At 70.9% G+C, this 14767-nt stretch carries 15 protein-coding genes, 1 pseudogene and 1 riboswitch; of the genes and pseudogenes, 10 read left to right on the forward strand and 6 right to left on the reverse strand.

Going from position 1 to position 14767, the window contains the following annotated elements; translation table 11 throughout:
• Positions 1-206, forward strand: a 206-nt coding sequence (locus QM638_RS19255; RefSeq protein ID WP_415144631.1) for a transposase, incomplete at its 5' end; no start/stop codon positions are given.
• 356 nt (positions 207-562) lie between these two features.
• On the opposite strand, the gene QM638_RS19260 is transcribed toward QM638_RS19255, so the two are convergent.
• A complete protein-coding gene (locus QM638_RS19260) occupies positions 563-1120 on the reverse strand; it encodes a hypothetical protein (protein ID WP_415144633.1) in 558 nt (185 codons plus the stop codon).
• Positions 1121-1651: 531 nt separating this feature from the next.
• On the opposite strand from QM638_RS19260, the gene QM638_RS19265 reads away from it, so the two are divergent.
• Complete coding sequence (locus QM638_RS19265) at positions 1652-2857, forward strand: thioredoxin domain-containing protein (RefSeq protein ID WP_415144635.1); 1206 nt, start codon at positions 1652-1654, stop codon at positions 2855-2857.
• Here the strand turns inward: QM638_RS19265 and trhA are convergent.
• On the reverse strand, positions 2842-3585 hold the full coding sequence (gene trhA / locus QM638_RS19270) for a PAQR family membrane homeostasis protein TrhA (RefSeq protein ID WP_415144637.1): 744 nt from the start codon (positions 3583-3585) through the stop codon (positions 2842-2844). The two genes, QM638_RS19265 and trhA, sit on opposite strands and share 16 nt — an antisense overlap.
• A 92-nt stretch (positions 3586-3677) precedes the next feature.
• On the opposite strand from trhA, the gene QM638_RS19275 reads away from it, so the two are divergent.
• From QM638_RS19275 to QM638_RS19285, 3 genes are all read left to right on the forward strand, one after another.
• Positions 3678-4454, forward strand: a complete 777-nt coding sequence (locus QM638_RS19275) for an isoprenyl transferase (RefSeq protein ID WP_415144639.1) — start codon at positions 3678-3680, stop codon at positions 4452-4454.
• Between the two features lie 333 nt (positions 4455-4787).
• Positions 4788-6164 carry a PhoH family protein gene (locus QM638_RS19280; protein ID WP_415144641.1) on the forward strand — a complete coding sequence of 459 codons (1377 nt, stop codon included), beginning with the start codon at positions 4788-4790 and terminating at the stop codon, positions 6162-6164.
• Between the two features lie 177 nt (positions 6165-6341).
• Positions 6342-7076 carry a lytic transglycosylase domain-containing protein gene (locus tag QM638_RS19285; protein WP_415144642.1) on the forward strand — a complete coding sequence of 245 codons (735 nt, stop codon included), beginning with the start codon at positions 6342-6344 and terminating at the stop codon, positions 7074-7076.
• Positions 7077-7206: 130 nt separating this feature from the next.
• On the opposite strand, the gene QM638_RS19290 is transcribed toward QM638_RS19285, so the two are convergent.
• The 4 genes from QM638_RS19290 to QM638_RS19305 form a co-directional block, all read right to left on the reverse strand.
• On the reverse strand, positions 7207-8613 hold the full coding sequence (locus QM638_RS19290) for a class II fumarate hydratase (protein ID WP_415144644.1): 1407 nt from the start codon (positions 8611-8613) through the stop codon (positions 7207-7209).
• Positions 8610-9263: a spermidine synthase gene (locus tag QM638_RS19295; RefSeq protein WP_415144646.1), complete on the reverse strand. Its 654-nt coding sequence runs from the start codon at positions 9261-9263 to the stop codon at positions 8610-8612. The genes QM638_RS19290 and QM638_RS19295 overlap by 4 nt, the downstream gene beginning before the upstream one ends.
• Positions 9264-9352: 89 nt before the next feature.
• On the reverse strand, positions 9353-10231 hold the full coding sequence (locus tag QM638_RS19300; RefSeq protein ID WP_415144648.1) for a hypothetical protein: 879 nt from the start codon (positions 10229-10231) through the stop codon (positions 9353-9355).
• 162 nt (positions 10232-10393) lie between these two features.
• The gene (locus tag QM638_RS19305; RefSeq protein ID WP_415144649.1) at positions 10394-12100 is read right to left on the reverse strand and encodes a fumarate hydratase; all 1707 of its coding nucleotides are present in this window, start codon (positions 12098-12100) and stop codon (positions 10394-10396) included.
• A 70-nt stretch (positions 12101-12170) separates the two neighbouring features.
• Positions 12171-12280, forward strand: a riboswitch (TPP riboswitch).
• Here QM638_RS19305 and QM638_RS19310 point away from each other — a divergent pair.
• From QM638_RS19310 to QM638_RS19330, 5 genes and pseudogenes are all read left to right on the forward strand, one after another.
• A pseudogene (locus QM638_RS19310) lies at positions 12277-12465 on the forward strand (hypothetical protein); the annotation flags it as partial. It overlaps the preceding riboswitch by 4 nt.
• 55 nt (positions 12466-12520) lie before the next feature.
• Positions 12521-12877: a thiamine phosphate synthase gene (locus QM638_RS19315; protein ID WP_415144651.1), complete on the forward strand. Its 357-nt coding sequence runs from the start codon at positions 12521-12523 to the stop codon at positions 12875-12877.
• A complete protein-coding gene (locus QM638_RS19320) occupies positions 12877-13914 on the forward strand; it encodes an FAD-dependent oxidoreductase (protein ID WP_415144653.1) in 1038 nt (345 codons plus the stop codon). The genes QM638_RS19315 and QM638_RS19320 overlap by 1 nt, the downstream gene beginning before the upstream one ends.
• Positions 13911-14099: a sulfur carrier protein ThiS gene (gene thiS / locus QM638_RS19325; protein ID WP_415144655.1), complete on the forward strand. Its 189-nt coding sequence runs from the start codon at positions 13911-13913 to the stop codon at positions 14097-14099. The genes QM638_RS19320 and thiS overlap by 4 nt, the downstream gene beginning before the upstream one ends.
• On the forward strand, positions 14096-14767 hold a 672-nt coding region (locus tag QM638_RS19330; protein WP_415144657.1), incomplete at its 3' end, for a thiazole synthase. The genes thiS and QM638_RS19330, both read left to right, overlap by 4 nt.

Below are 14767 nucleotides of genomic sequence, written 5' to 3' on the forward strand. Positions count from 1 at the left end.
GCCGACGTACCGACGTGGTCGGGATCTTCCCCGACCGCGGCTCGATCATCCGCCTGGTCGGCGCGGTCTTGGCTGAGCAGAACGACGAATGGGCCGACGGCCGCCGCTACCTCGGACTCGACGTCCTGGCCAAGAGCCGACTCACCCTCATCACCACCAACCAGCCCGAGGAGAACACCACCACCGCTGGCGCGATCAGCGCCTAGCCCACCATCAACGACGAATCACTGTCGTACACCACGACGAAGGACTTGACCTCCAGGTGTGAGCCGCCGCCAGTTCAGTCGATTGAAGACTCCAGACCGCTCGGCGTTCTCCGTCTCCCGATGCCCGGGTCGGATACCGAATGGCGAACCAAGTTCCTCGTTCACGATCATCACTTGGCGCGCCCGGAGGGCATCTCCTCGGTCGAGCGAGGCTGGGGCCTGGCCCAACAGCGGCCACGGCCTGAGCGTGACGACTGTCGGTTCACCGAGGTAGTCAAGCAGTGCGTCGTGGTCGTCGGCTGTGCCGACGTAGTGAACTGCAGCAACCAAGGTAGGCCTCCGAATCGATTCGCTCTTCACACGCTGAGCCAGCAGTAGAGCCGGTATCCCGACGTCTCCGCACGCCGGGCAAGGCCGGCGAGGTCGCGCAAGAACTGGGCAAGCGCGGCCGCATCTCCTTGGCCCCAGAACTCTTCCGTCTGGCTCCATGGCAAAGCCACGTCTCCCAGTTGCTCATCCGATGCGGCGATCAACGCAGCGGCCAACGCGTCGGTGACGGTCAGCACCATCCGCTCGCCGCCGTTCCGTGACGCAAGGTCTTTGCCGCTGCGAGGATCCTCGACAACGTCGTCGTAAGGGCGGCCAGTCAGCAGTTCCTCCAGAGTCCCAAGCTGCACCAATGGGTCAATGCCCTTGACCGAGACCGTGTCGAACACTGGGAGCGACTCGTCATCGATGAACGACGGTGCCACGTGCGCTGGCTCGGCTCGCTTTCGCCCGAACAAGCCACGTTTCTCCTGCACTGGCGGGGCAGGCGCAGCCGAGGCTTGGGAACCAGGTCCCCCGACGCGGTCGATGGTCGCCGCGGCAGCCTCGTCGGAGGGTGCGGAGAAGTAGTCGAAGAGGACGCCCATGCTGTCCATCCTGCACCAGAGTGGCCGTCACGTGCAGCGCTCCTCAAGGTGCTCCCGAACCAGTCTCGACGATGCGCACGATGGTCGCGGAGACATCGGTGAACGTCCCGTCGACGTGGTTCATGCGTACGCCGCCATTGGGCAGCCGCTCGAAGCTCTCGACGGGGACGAAGGCGGGGCCGAGGTGTGAGTGATCGGTGCGGCTGGACTTTCTTGCGTGGCGATGACGCGCTTGGCGGCTCACTGCCGAGCACGGCGCCGTGCAGCACCTTCTTCGGCACGTCGATGAACGTGCCGTCTGTGCGGAACATCCGCATACTCCCGTCAGGAAGCCACTCCATGCGCTCGATCTCGTCCATTGCTGTTCTCCGTCAGTGCGGTCCGAATGGCCGTAAGGCACGTTGGCGGCATGACGGTGCCGGGTGAGTCAGGGGCGTGCAATCGGAGGTGTCAAGGGTTGATACCAGCGTCGAGAGCGATCGAGTCGACGGTCCGGGGCACACGCGCTGGCGCGTCGACCGCGGCTGGGTGGTGCCGCACTTCGAGAAGATGCTCTACGACAACGGCCAGCTGCTCGGTCTCTACGCTCGGCTCGGTACCGATCTCGGCGATCGGGTGGCCGCCGAGACGGCCGACTTCCTGATCCGCGAGCTGCGCACCGCGCAGGGTGGTTTCGCCTCCGCGCTGGACGCCGACAGCGAGGGCGTGGAGGGACGCTTCTACGTCTGGACCCCGGCGCAGCTGAGCGAGGTGCTCGGTGCCGACGACGGCGGCTGGGCGGCTGAGGTCTTCGGGGTCACCGAGCAGGGCAGCTTCGAGCACGGTACGTCGACCCTGCAGCTGCGCCACGAGCCGGACTCGCCGCGACTGACCGAGGTCAAGGCACGCCTGCTCGAGGCGCGCTCGCACCGAGTGCGGCCGGCCCGGGACGACAAGGTGGTCGCCGCCTGGAACGGCCTCGCGATCGGCGGACTGGTCGACGCCGGCCTGCGACTCGGTCGTCGGGAGTACCTGGCCGCCGCGGTCGACGCCGCGGAACTGCTGGTGCGGGTGCACCTGGTCGACGACCGGCTGCGACGAGTCAGTCGCGACGGCGTCGCCGGCCGGCATGCCGGCGTACTGGAGGACTACGGCTGCGTGGCCGCCGGCCTCCTCGCCCTGGTCCAGGCGACCGGCGAGCACCGCTGGCTCGACCTGGCCCGCCGGCTGCTCGACGTGGCGCTCACCGAGTTCCGCGCCGAGGACGGCGGTTTCTTCGACGCCGCGGCCGGAGCCGAGGCACTGCTCACCCGCCCACGCGACCCGTCCGACAATGCCTCCCCGAGCGGTACCAGCGCCATGGTCCATGCCCTGGCGACGGCCCACGCCCTCACCGGAGAGGGGCGCTACCGATCGGCGGCGGAGGAGGCGCTCGCGTCGGTCGGGGCGCTGATGAACCAGGCACCGCGGTTCGCCGGCTGGTCGCTGGCGGCGGCCGTCACCCTGGCCGACGGGCCGCTCGAGGTCGCCGTGGTGGGCCCCGCCGGCGCCGATCGCGATGCGCTGGCCGCGGCGGCACGTGCGCTCCCCGGAGCGGTGGTGGTGGTCGCGGACGACGCGCGCGAGGAGATCCCGCTGCTGCGTGCGCGTACGCCGGTCGAGGGTCGCCCGGCGGCGTACGTCTGCCGCGGATTCGTGTGCCGGCGGCCGGTGACCGACCCCGCGGAGCTCCCCGAGGCGGCTCAGCGCAGCGCGTAGGTGGCCAGCGAGATCCCGGTGTAGTGGGCGGCGAAGGCGACCACGGTGAAGCTGTGGAACACCTCGTGGAACCCGAACCAGCGCGGCCAGGGATTGGGCCGGCGGAAGCCGTAGACGACGCCACCCATGGTGTAGAGCCCGCCGCCGACGCAGATCAGGGTGAACACCGCGATGCCGATCCCCACGCCGAGAGCGGTGGCGCCGCTGAGGAACGAGGGCAGGAAGAAGATCGCCGACCAGCCCAGCGCGAGGTAGATCGGCACGTACAACCAGCGTGGCGCGTTCGTCCACAGCACCCGGAACAGCACCCCCAGCAGCGCACCGCACCACACCACCGAGAGCAGGGTGATCCGGGCGGCACCGTGCAACAGGATCAGCGAGAACGGGGTGTAGGTGCCGGCGATCATCACCATGATGTTGGCGTGGTCCCAGCGCTTGAGCGCCTCGTGCACCCGAGGGGTCCAATGGCCGTTGCCGCGGTGATAGACCGCCGAGACGGTGAACAGCAGCAAGGCGGCGGCGGTGAAGACGATCGCCCCGATCTGCGCCCGGCCGTGCGGGGCCAGCACGATCAGCACGACGCCGGCGGCCAGCGTCAGCGGAGCGGTGGCCAGGTGCAGCCAGCCACGCAGCTTCGGCTTGACCTCGGCGACGGTCTCCGAGACGGAATCGGAGATCGACCCGGCAAGGTGCCCCACCGCGCGGACGGCCTCGGTGCGCTCAGTCATGGCGAGAAGGTAACCGGTGAATCTATGGATGGCCTAGGAGATCGGGCGTGATGTCTGCCGCCACGCCCGACCGCTCGGTAAGCTCAGCTCTCGTGGCGGACTGGAAGCGAGGCGTACGGCGGGTGCTCTACCCGGCCTACGAGGCGCGCATGCTGCGCCGGCTCGACTCCTCCAAGCTGCCCAAGCACGTCGGTGTCATGCTCGACGGGAACCGTCGCTGGGCCAAGGCGGTCGGCCGTGACACCGCGCACGGGCATCGCGCCGGTGCGGCCAACATCGAGCCGCTGCTGAGCTGGTGTGACGAGGTCGGGATCGAGGTGGTCACGCTGTGGCTGCTGTCCACCGACAACCTCAACCGTCCGGTGGAGGAGCTCGGCGCGCTGCTGCCGATCATCGAGGACGCCGTCGACTCGCTGGCCGACCAGGGCCGCTGGCGGCTCAATCCGGTCGGTGCCGTCGATCTGCTGCCGAGCTCGACGGTCGCTCGGCTCAAGGCCGCCGCGGAGGCCACCCGGGACGTGGAGGGGATGCTGGTCAACGTCGCCGTCGGGTACGGCGGTCGCCGGGAGATCGCCGACGCGGTCAGGTCGCTGTTGACCGAGCACGCCGGCAAGGGCACCAGCCTGACCGAGCTGGCCGAGCAGATCGACGTACCGGACATCGAGCGGCACCTCTACACCGCCGGCCAGCCGGATCCCGACCTGGTGATCCGCACGTCCGGCGAGCAGCGTCTCGGTGGCTTCCTGCTGTGGCAGTCGGCCAAGTCGGAGTTCTACTTCTGCGAGGCGCTGTGGCCCGACTTCCGCCGGGTCGACTTCCTTCGTGCGCTGCGGGCCTACGCGCAGCGCGAGCGCCGAATGGGCCGTTGACGCCCACCGCCGTCGGGTCGCCGTCGTCGTCGGCGCCCGCCGGCTGCTTGGGCTCGGATCGGCCCGCTGGTGCCAGCCGGAAACAAACTGTTCATCCACCCGGGTAGGCGTGTCGCCAAGACGTGACATCTGATCGGCGTACGTTCGAGGCATCGGCGGGTGGGGAAGCCCGCCGTACCTGGAGGCCCGTACGTGAGCATTCACGAGCTGAACATGCTGCAGGACCCTCCTGTCGCATGGCAGGTGGCCGGCACCCCGGCCGCCGGGCGCCCTCCTGGTCCGACTGTGTGAACTAAGGACCGGGGCGCGGGTGTGTGTCTCCGGTCTTGAGGGGTGAACCGCGTGGCAACCCAGGCCTCGACCGCAAAGCGCTCGACCAGGACCACAGCCTCCACGGCGAAGCGGAGCAGGACGGGAGCGCGGACCTACGTCCTCGACACCAGCGTCCTGCTGTCGGATCCCGGCGCGCTGCGCCGGTTCGCCGAGCACGAGGTGGTGCTGCCGGTGGTCGTCATCACCGAGCTGGAAGGTAAACGGCACCACCCCGAGTTGGGCTACTTCGCCCGTACGGCGCTCCGCGCCCTGGACGAGCTGCGGATCACCCACGGGCGGCTCGACACCGCCGTCCCGGTCGGCGAGGAGGGCGGCACCCTGCGGGTCGAGCTCAATCACACCGATCCGACCTCGCTGCCCAGCGGCTTCCGGCTCGGCGACAACGACACCCGCATCCTCGCGGTGGCCTGCAACCTGTCCGCCGAGGGCGCCGACGTCACCTTGGTCTCCAAGGACCTGCCGATGCGGATCAAGGCCTCCGCGGTCGGGCTGCAGGCCGAGGAGTACCGCGGCGAGACCATGTCGGACTCCGATCCGGGCTACTCCGGGATGGCCGAGCTCGAGGTCGAGGCCGCGGAGCTCGACGAGCTGTACGACGTCGGCGTACTCGACCTCGGGGAGGCTCGCGAGCTGCCCTGCCACACCGGCCTGGTGCTGCTCTCCGAGCGCGGGACCGCGCTGGGCCGGGTCGGCTCGGACAAGCAGGTGCACCTGGTGCGGGGCGACCGCGAGGCATTCGGCATCCACGGACGCTCGGCCGAGCAGCGGATCGCGCTGGAGATGCTGCTCGACCCCGAGGTCGGCATCGTCTCGCTCGGTGGGCGGGCCGGCACCGGCAAGTCGGCACTGGCGCTCTGCGCCGGTCTGGAGGCGGTGATGGAGCGTCGCCAGCACAAGAAGGTGGTGATCTTCCGGCCGCTGTTCGCCGTCGGCGGCCAGGAGCTCGGCTACCTGCCCGGGTCGGAGTCGGAGAAGATGTCGCCGTGGGCGCAGGCGGTCTTCGACACCCTCAGCGCGGTGACCTCCCAGGACGTGATCGACGAGATCCTGGACCGCGGGATGGTGGAGGTGCTGCCGCTGACCCACATCCGCGGCCGGTCGTTGCACGACTCGTTCGTGATCGTCGATGAGGCCCAGTCGCTCGAGCGGAACGTGCTGTTGACGGTGCTCTCTCGGATCGGCGCGAACTCCAAGGTGGTGCTCACCCACGACATCGCGCAGCGGGACAACCTGCGGGTCGGCCGGCACGACGGCGTGGTGGCGGTGGTGGAGAAGCTCAAGGGGCATCCGTTGTTCGCCCACGTCACGCTGACCCGTTCGGAGCGCTCGCCGATCGCCGCGCTGGTCACCGAGATGCTGGAGAACGTCGTTCTCTGAATCGATCAACAGTGGCCCCACCCGTAACGGGTGGGGCCACTGTGACTGGTGTGACTGAAGGGGGCAAAACTTCGGACACTTCGTCCCAAGACTCGTGGCGTCGGTTTGCCTGAGACTGCATCCTCATGCACCCTGGTCGGACGCCCTGAGAGCCCCCACCCCCCAGGAAACGAACTCTTGTCAGATCACGCCGCGTACGCCCCGAAGCATCGGGCGGCCCCGCAGCGACCCCTCATCGAAGCACCCAAGAAGGTCGTCAAGACCACGCTTCTTCTCTCCACCCTGGCCGTCGTCGGCACGGGTGCGGCGGTCGCCGGCGGAGTCGTCCTCTACCAACCCACCAGTTCGGCGACCGACCTGGTCGGTGCCGCCCAGAGCGGTGACCAGACCGGCACGAGCGTGGAGTCGAACTCGGGTGCCACGACGACTCCGGACTCCGACCTGCTGGCCGCGCGCGCCGAGGCGCTGTCCCGGTCGGCGAGCCGGACCGGCGTGCAGCGCACGACCGCCGATCGGCGTACGACCGAGACGTCGCGGAAGCGGCAGGCGCTCACCGGTGTCTCGAGCGACGACTCCGCCGCCGTGACCGGGACCGAGGACCTCGGCGAGAGCGGCGACCCGAAGACCATCGCGAGCGCGCTGCTCTCCCAGTACGGCTGGGCCTCCAGCCAGTTCAGCTGTCTCGACTCGCTGTGGACCCGCGAGTCCAACTGGCGGGTCAACGCCTCCAACTCATCCTCCGGCGCCTACGGCATCCCGCAGGCGCTGCCCGGCTCCAAGATGGCCTCGGCCGGCTCGGACTGGCAGACCAACGCCGCGACCCAGATCAAGTGGGGCCTGGGCTACATCCAGGATCGCTACGGCTCACCGTGTGGGGCGTGGGCGCACTCGGAGTCCTCCGGCTGGTACTAGCCTGCCGGGGTCGGGCAAGCGCGGACTTCTTGCGTGAAACTGCCACTTCTCGGGGGTTGCATCGCGCAGGAAGTTCCAGTTTCACCGGTGAACCGGTGAAACTGCCCGGCCCAGCGGCGACCCCAGGGCATCACGGGTGGGTCATCGACTCCACGTCGAGCGCCTCGTCGAGTTGGGCCAGGGTGAGCGTGCCGTTGTCGACGTACCCCAGCTTGAGCACCGTCTCGCGAATGGTCGCGCCGTCGGCGAGTGCCTGCTTGGCCACCTTCGCCGCGGCCTCGTAGCCGAGGTACCTGTTCAGCGGGGTCACCACCGAGGGGGAGGACTCGGCGAAGGCGCGCATCCGGTCGGGGTCGGCGGTGATGCCGTCCACGGTACGACGCGCCAGCACCGTCATCGCCGCCGAGAGCAGCCGGATCGACTCCAGCAGGTTGCGCGCCATCACCGGCATCGCCACGTTGAGCTCGAACGCGCCGGACGCGCCGGCGGCGGTGAGCGCGGCGTCGTTCCCGATCACCTGGAAGGCCACCATCAGGGTGGCCTCGGGGAGCACCGGGTTCACCTTGCCGGGCATGATCGAGGAGCCGGGCTGCAGATCCGGCAGGTGGATCTCGGCCAGCCCGGTGGTCGGTCCCGACGACATCCAGCGCAGGTCGTTGTTGATCTTGATCAGGCCGACCGCGAGGGTCTTCAGCGCCCCGGAGAGCTCCACCAGCGAGTCCCGGGTGCCCTGCGCCTCGAAGTGGTCGCGAGCCTCGGTGAAGGGCTGGCCGGTCGCCGCCGACAGCTCTGCGATGACCTGCTGCGGGAAGCCCGCCGGCGTGTTGATGCCGGTGCCGACCGCGGTCCCGCCCAGCGGCAGCTCCCGCACCCGGGGGAGCACCGCGGCCACCCGTTCGGCCGCGTAGCGGATGGTCGCGGCGTAGCCACCGAACTCCTGACCGAGCATGACCGGGGTGGCATCCATCAGGTGGGTCCGTCCCGACTTCACCAGTCCGGCGAACTCGGCGGCCTTGGCCTCCAGGGACGCGGCGAGCACGTCCAGCGCCGGCACCAGCTCCTCGGTGACCGCCACCGAGGCGGCCACGTGGATGGCGGTCGGGAAGGTGTCGTTGGAGGACTGCGAGGCGTTCACGTGGTCGTTGGGGTGCACCGGTACGCCGGCCTTCGTGGCCAGGTTGGCGATCACCTCGTTGGCGTTCATGTTCGAGGAGGTGCCCGAGCCGGTCTGGAAGACGTCGATCGGGAACTCGGCGTCGAACTCGCCGTCGGCGACCCGGGCGGCCGCATCGGCGATCGCGGCGGACTGCTCGGGGGTGAGGACGCCGAGGGTGCCGTTGACCTTCGCCGCGGCCGCCTTGACCCGGCCGATCGCGTGGATCAACGCCGGCTCGATCGGCGTACCGCTGATCGGGAAGTTCTCCACCGCACGCTGGGTCTGCGCGGCCCAGAGCGCTCGTGCGGGCACCCGCACCTCGCCCATGCTGTCGTGCTCGATCCGGAACTCGTCCTGGCCCGTCTGACTCTGTTCGCTCACGGATTCGACGTTACTCGGGCGGCGTACAACCAGTAACGCTCCGCCCGTGTCTGAATCCTCACGGAATAGTCGAGCTCCTCCACGTCGCCGAACACCGCGCGCATCGCCGTGCCGAGCTCGGGTGCCTCGGCGGACGACCAGATCACCACCATGCCGCCCGGCGCCGTGGCGGCGCGTGCCTGGGTGAGCGCCGGCGCGGCATAGAGCCCGGCGTTGGCCTCGTGCACCAGATAGCCCGGACCGTTGTCCACGTCCAGCAGCACCAGGTCGTACGCCGCCGGCGGGCCGGTCCGCAGCACGACCGCCACGTCCTCGACCCGGACCTCCACGCGGTCATCGGCCAGCAACGCCGGACCGTGCGCGACGATGCCGTCGCGCAGCCACGACACCAGCGCGGGCTCGATCTCCGCCACCGTGCAGCGCTCCACCCGCCGGTCGGCCAGCACCGCCGCCAGGGTGTAGCCCAGCCCGAGGCCGCCGACCAGCACCCTGGCCGGTGCCGGATGCAGCGCCAGCGCTCGGGCGGCCAGCTCACGCTCGGTGGAGGTCTCGACGGTGTCCATCACGAACACGCCGTTGGCCCGCAGCTCCAGGTTGCCGTCCTGGCGACGACGCAGCACCAGGTTCCCGTCGCTGGCCACCGTCTCCATGCCCACGATTGTCTCAGCCACCAGGCCGGGGGCATTCGCGTGCCGGCTCGTGCCGCGACACGCGGTCATCCACCGCGTGTCGCGGGGTCTTACGTCACGCGGATGTCCCCTCGCTCCATGGCATCGAGCACCGCGGCGAGCGTGGCGCGCACCTCATGCGGCGCGAGCATGACCTGCGTCCAGGTGAATCGCAGCACGATCCAGCCGGCCACCACCAACGCGTTGTAGCGTTCGCAGTCCCGGTCGTGATCGGCGCTCTGCGCGCCGTGATGCGTCCACGAGTCCGCCTCCAGGGCGATCCCGCGAATCGGATCGGCCAGGTCGGGGTGGAGCACCAGCCCGGACGAGCGCACCTCCCATTGCGGCACCACGTCGAGACCGGACTCGATCGCGAGCATCCGCAGCGCGGACTCGAACGGGTTGGCCGCGCGGGCATCGGCCAGTCGCGCCATCGCGAGGATGCGGTCTCGCCCCGCGCCCCTCCAGGCGTGTGCGGCGTCGAGGAGGCCGGTCGCGGTGAGGTCACCATGGCGCAGGGCCGAATCGGCGACCGCCAACGCGTCGCGCGGCGGCAGGTCGCGAGCGCAGAGCAGGACCGTGTGGAGCCTGCTGGTCGCCCAGCCGTCGGTGTCCTTGGGCCGCAGATCGGACCGGGTCGACTCGACCGCCCAGGCGATGCCGGCCGGCACCTCCACCGCGGACGGAACGATCAGCTGTGGCTTCTCCGGCGGGAAGCAGACCTCCCAGCCGTGATGGAGGGCGGCGCTGAGATGACTGAGGTGCCCGGCCAGCTCGCGGGCGTAGCCGAGCCCGTGTTCGGTCACCGGCAGGCAGTAGCGATTGCGGCTGAGCTTGACGATCTGGCCCCGTCTCACCGCGGTGGCGAGTCTCTTGCGTGAGGAGAGCGCGACGATGCGACCGGCCGGCGAGATCCCGCCAAGCCGGGTCAGCGCCGTGACCGCGTCCATGCGGGCGAGTCTGCGCCAGATGGTCCGGATGCGCGGGCGGTCATCCACAGGGGACACATGCGATCGCGTGATTGCCGCGACACGCGGTCGTGCACCGCGTGTCGCGGCGTGTCGCCGTACGCCGATGTCCCCCGGCGCGGATGCCGGGCGAGCCTGGATAGCTCAGCGCTCGCGGGAGCGCACCCGGACCCCGGTCAGTGGCACCGTGGCGACCCCGGCCGGGTCGGTGAAGAAGTCGTTGCCCTTGTCGTCGACGACGATGAACGCCGGGAAGTCCTCCACCTCGATCCGCCAGATCGCCTCCATGCCGAGCTCGGGATACTCGAGCACCTGGACCGACCTGATGCAGTCCTGGGCGAGCCGGGCGGCCGGGCCGCCGATGGAGCCGAGATAGAAGCCGCCGTGCCGCTCGCACGCCTGGGTGACCACCTGGGACCGGTTGCCCTTGGCCAGCATCACCTTCGAGCCGCCGGCGGCCTGGAACTGCTCGACGTAGGAGTCCATCCGGCCCGCCGTGGTCGGCCCGAACGACCCGGACGGCATCCCCTGCGGGGTCTTGGCCGGGCCGGCGTAGTAGACCGGGTGGTTCCTCAGGTAGTCGGGCATCTCCTCACCCGCGTCGAGCCGCTCCTTGATCTTGGCGTGGGCGATGTCGCGGGCGACCACCAACGGGCCGGTCAGGGAGAGCCGGGTCTTGACCGGGTGGCGGGAGAGCTCGGCGAGGATGTCGGCCATCGGGGCGGTCAGGTCGATCGGGACCACCTCGCCGCCGGCGATGTCCTCGGCCACGCCGGCGTCGGGCATGTACTGGGCGGGATCGGTCTCCAACTGCTCCAGGAAGACTCCCTCGGCGGTGATCTTGCCGAGCGCCTGCCGGTCGGCCGAGCAGGAGACCGCGATCGCCACCGGCAGCGAGGCGCCGTGTCGGGGCAGGCGGACGAAGCGGACGTCGTGGCAGAAGTACTTGCCACCGAACTGCGCCCCGATCCCGAAGGACTGGGTCAGCCTGAAGATCTCCTCCTCCAGCCTCGGGTCCCGGATGCCGTGGCCGGAGAGGTCGCCCTCGGTGGGCAGGTGGTCCAGGTAGTGCGCGGAGGCGAGCTTGGCGGTCTTCAACGCGTGCTCGGCCGAGGTGCCACCCACCACGACGGCGAGATGGTACGGCGGGCAGGCGGCCGTGCCGAGCGAGCGGATCTTCTCGTCGAGGAACTCCAGCAGCCGGTCCGGGTTCAGGATCGCCTTGGTCTCCTGGAAGAGGAAGGACTTGTTCGCCGAGCCGCCGCCCTTGGCCATGAAGAGGAAGTGGTACTCGGGCTCGGGGTCCTCCCCCGAGCCGGTCGAGACCAGGGGTGTGGCGTAGAGCTCGATCTGGGCCGGCAGGTTGTTGCTGGTCGGCCGCTCCTCATAGGTCGAGATCGGCGCCATCTGGGAGTAGCGCAGGTTCAGCTTGGTGTAGGCGTCGTAGATGCCGCGCGCGATCGCCTCGGCGTCGTCGGCCCCGGTGAGCACGCCCTCGGACTTCTTGCCCATCACGATCGCGGTGCCGGTGTCCTGGCACATCGGCAGCACGCCGCCGGCGGAGATGTTGACGTTCTTGAGCAGGTCGAGCGCGACGAACCGGTCGTTGCCCGAGGACTCCGGGTCGTCGATGATCGTGCGCAGCTGGGCGAGATGGGCCGGGCGCAGGTAGTGCTGGATGTCGTGCACCGCCTCGTAGGCCAGCCGGCGGATCGCCTCCGGATCCACCGTGAGGAACCTCCGGCCGTCCACCTCCACGGTGGCCACCCCTGCGGTGCTGACCAGCCGGTAGGGGGTGTCGTCGTGCGGGGCGGGGAGCAGATCGGAGTAGAGGAACTCGGCTTCGGCCACGAACCGGGATCGTACGCCGATCGTGCCCCGGTGCTCGACTCGGCTCCCGGGGCGAGCTAGGGTCGCCGTACCCATTCCACACGGGAGTCCGCGGCAGCGGACTGAGAGGGAGCTGGAGCCGCTCCGACCGTCGAACCTGATCCGGGTCATGCCGGCGAAGGAAGTGACACAGCACGATGTTCCAGCACCTGCCCAGGCTGTTCTGCCTGGTCGCCGCCGACGACGAGCTGAGCCTGCTGCCGGCCCTGGCCGCCGCCGGCGTCGACGGGTTCCAGGTCCGTGACAAGCAGGCGACCACCCGTGAGCTGGTCGAGCTGACCCGGGTCGTCCGCGGCTCGGTCGCGCCGTACGACGCCCGGGTGGTGGTCGACGACCGGGTCGACGTGGCGCTCGCGACCGGGGCGGACGGCGTCCATCTCGGTGCCGGACGACCTGCCGCTGCGCTCGGCCCGGCGGCTGGCGCCGGACCTGCTGATCGGTGCCACCTGCCGCACCCGGGCCGATGTGGAGGCGGCGGCCGATCACGGCGCCGACTACGCCGGCTTCGGGCCGCTGTTCGCCACCGTGTCCAAGCCCGGCCTCCCGGACCCGTTCGGGTTGGCGGCACTCGCCGAGGCGACCGGGGTGCTGCCGCTGATCGGGATCGGTGGCATCGACGCCGACCGCGCCGGTGACGCCCGGTCGGCCGGTGCGCACGGGGTGGCGGTCATCTCCGGCATCTGGCAGAGCCGAGATCCGGTCGCGTCGGCGAAGGAGCTGGTCGCGGCGGTGCGGTGATGATCCGCGTCCGGGGTGCCGGCATCATCGGCCTGACCGTCGCCGACGAGCTGCTTCGGCGGGGGCACCGGGTCGAGGTCGTCGACCCCGACCCGGGTCGGGGCGCGTCGTACGCCGCCGCCGGGATGCTCAGCCCGGCCGGTGAGCTCTGGTACGGCGAGAGCGATCTGCTCCGGCTGGGGCGGCGATCCGCGCGACTGTGGCCGGCGCTGGCGGCGCGGCTCGGCGTCGAGCTGCGCCGCGGCACGCTGCTCGCCGCCGTCGACCACGCCGACCTCCAGGCGCTGGAGCGACAGCTCGATCTGGTCGCCCGACACGGCGAGCGGCCGCTGCCGCTGACCCGCCGCGAGCTGCTCGGCCACGAGCCGAGGCTGGGACGGGTGAGCGGGGGAGCGCTGCTGCCCGAGGACCACAGCGTCGATCCGCGCGCGGTGCTGGCGGCGCTGCGGAGGCGGATCCCGGTGGTGTCGGCACCGAGCGAGACGGCGGCGGAGGCGACGGTCTGGGCGGTCGGGACCCGACCGCCCGCGGCGTACCGCTCCCTGGTGCGGGGCGTGCGGGGCGAGATCCTCCGGCTGCGGGTCGGGGCGGACGACCTGCCCGACCGGACGCTGCGCGGCTGGGTGGCCGGCGAGCAGGTCTATCTCGTCCCGCGCGCCGGCGGCGAGCTCGTCCTCGGCGCCACCAGTGGCGAGTACGACGCCGGGCCGGTGGTCACCGTGGAGGGGGTCGCCCGGTTGCTGGACTCGGCGCGCCGGCTGATGCCCGGCCTGGACCGCGCCGAGTTGGTCGAGGCCACCGCCCGGGACCGGCCGGGCACGGCGGACAACCTGCCGCTGGTCGGTCCCGGGCGTGAGGGTGAGGTGCTCGCCGTCGGGCACTTCCGGCACGGCGTGCTGCTGGCGCCACTGACCGCCCGGCTGGTCGCCGACCACCTCGAGACCGGGTACGTCGAAGCCGCCCTCGATCCACGACGGTTCCCGGCCGTGCCGGTGGCCGGAGCCGGCGCGGCTCGACACGACGAAGGAGAACGATGAGAGTCACAGTCAACGGCCGGCCGGTGGAGCTCGGCGACGGTGCCGTCGCCGCCGAGCTGGTGTCCGAGCCTCGCGGCACCGCGGTGGCGGTCAACGGCGTGGTGGTGTCCCGGGACCGTCTCGCCGACACGCCGCTGCGCGACGCCGACGTGGTGGAGGTCGTCCGGGCGGTGCAGGGCGGATGAGCCTGCGGATCGCCGGCCGCGAGCTCGGCTCGCGGCTCTTCCTGGGCACCGGCGGGCTGCCCTCGCTCCGGCTGCTCCCCGAGGTGCTCGCCGCCGCCGAGCCCGGGCTGGTCACGGTCACGATGCGACGGACCTCGTCTCGGGCCGAGGGTGGCCTGCTCGACGTGATCGGCCGCGCCGGGGTGCCGATCCTGCCCAACACCGCCGGCTGCTGCTCCGCGCGGGAGGCGGTGCTGACCGCCGAGCTCGCCCGCGAGGCGGTGGGCACCGACTGGGTCAAGCTGGAGGTGATCGGGGACGAGACCTCGCTGCTGCCGGATGCGCTCGAGCTGGTCGAGGCCGCCGAGCGGCTGGTCCGGGCCGGCTTCACCGTGCTGCCCTACACCACCGCGGACCCGGTCCTGGCCCGCCGGCTGGCGGACCTCGGCTGTGCGGCGGTGATGCCGCTCGGCGCTCCGATCGGCTCCGGCCTGGGGATCCTCGACCCGTATGCGATGGTGGCGGCGGTCTCGGTGCCGGTCGTCCTGGACGCGGGCATCGGGACCGCCTCGGACGCGGCCCTCGCCCTGGAGCTGGGCTGCGCCGCGGTGTTGGCGGCCACCGCCGTCACCCGCGCCGGCGACCCGGTCGCGATGGCGCGGGCGCTCCGCTGGGCGGTGTCGGCCGGA

It is taken from the genome of Nocardioides sp., from assembly GCF_047606145.1.
Taxonomy (GTDB): domain Bacteria; phylum Actinomycetota; class Actinomycetes; order Propionibacteriales; family Nocardioidaceae; genus Nocardioides.

What these genes read in the sequence shown, in the direction of transcription:
- QM638_RS19260 (WP_415144633.1), bottom strand. Translation starts at nt 1,120, where the DNA reads ATGGGCGTCCTCTTCGACTACTTCTCCGCACCCTCCGACGAGGCTGCC.
- trhA (WP_415144637.1), bottom strand. Translation starts at nt 3,585, where the DNA reads ATGACTGAGCGCACCGAGGCCGTCCGCGCGGTGGGGCACCTTGCCGGG.
- QM638_RS19295 (WP_415144646.1), bottom strand. Translation starts at nt 9,263, where the DNA reads ATGGAGACGGTGGCCAGCGACGGGAACCTGGTGCTGCGTCGTCGCCAG.
- QM638_RS19300 (WP_415144648.1), bottom strand. Translation starts at nt 10,231, where the DNA reads ATGGACGCGGTCACGGCGCTGACCCGGCTTGGCGGGATCTCGCCGGCC.
- QM638_RS19320 (WP_415144653.1), top strand. Translation starts at nt 12,877, where the DNA reads ATGATCCGCGTCCGGGGTGCCGGCATCATCGGCCTGACCGTCGCCGAC.
- thiS (WP_415144655.1), top strand. Translation starts at nt 13,911, where the DNA reads ATGAGAGTCACAGTCAACGGCCGGCCGGTGGAGCTCGGCGACGGTGCC.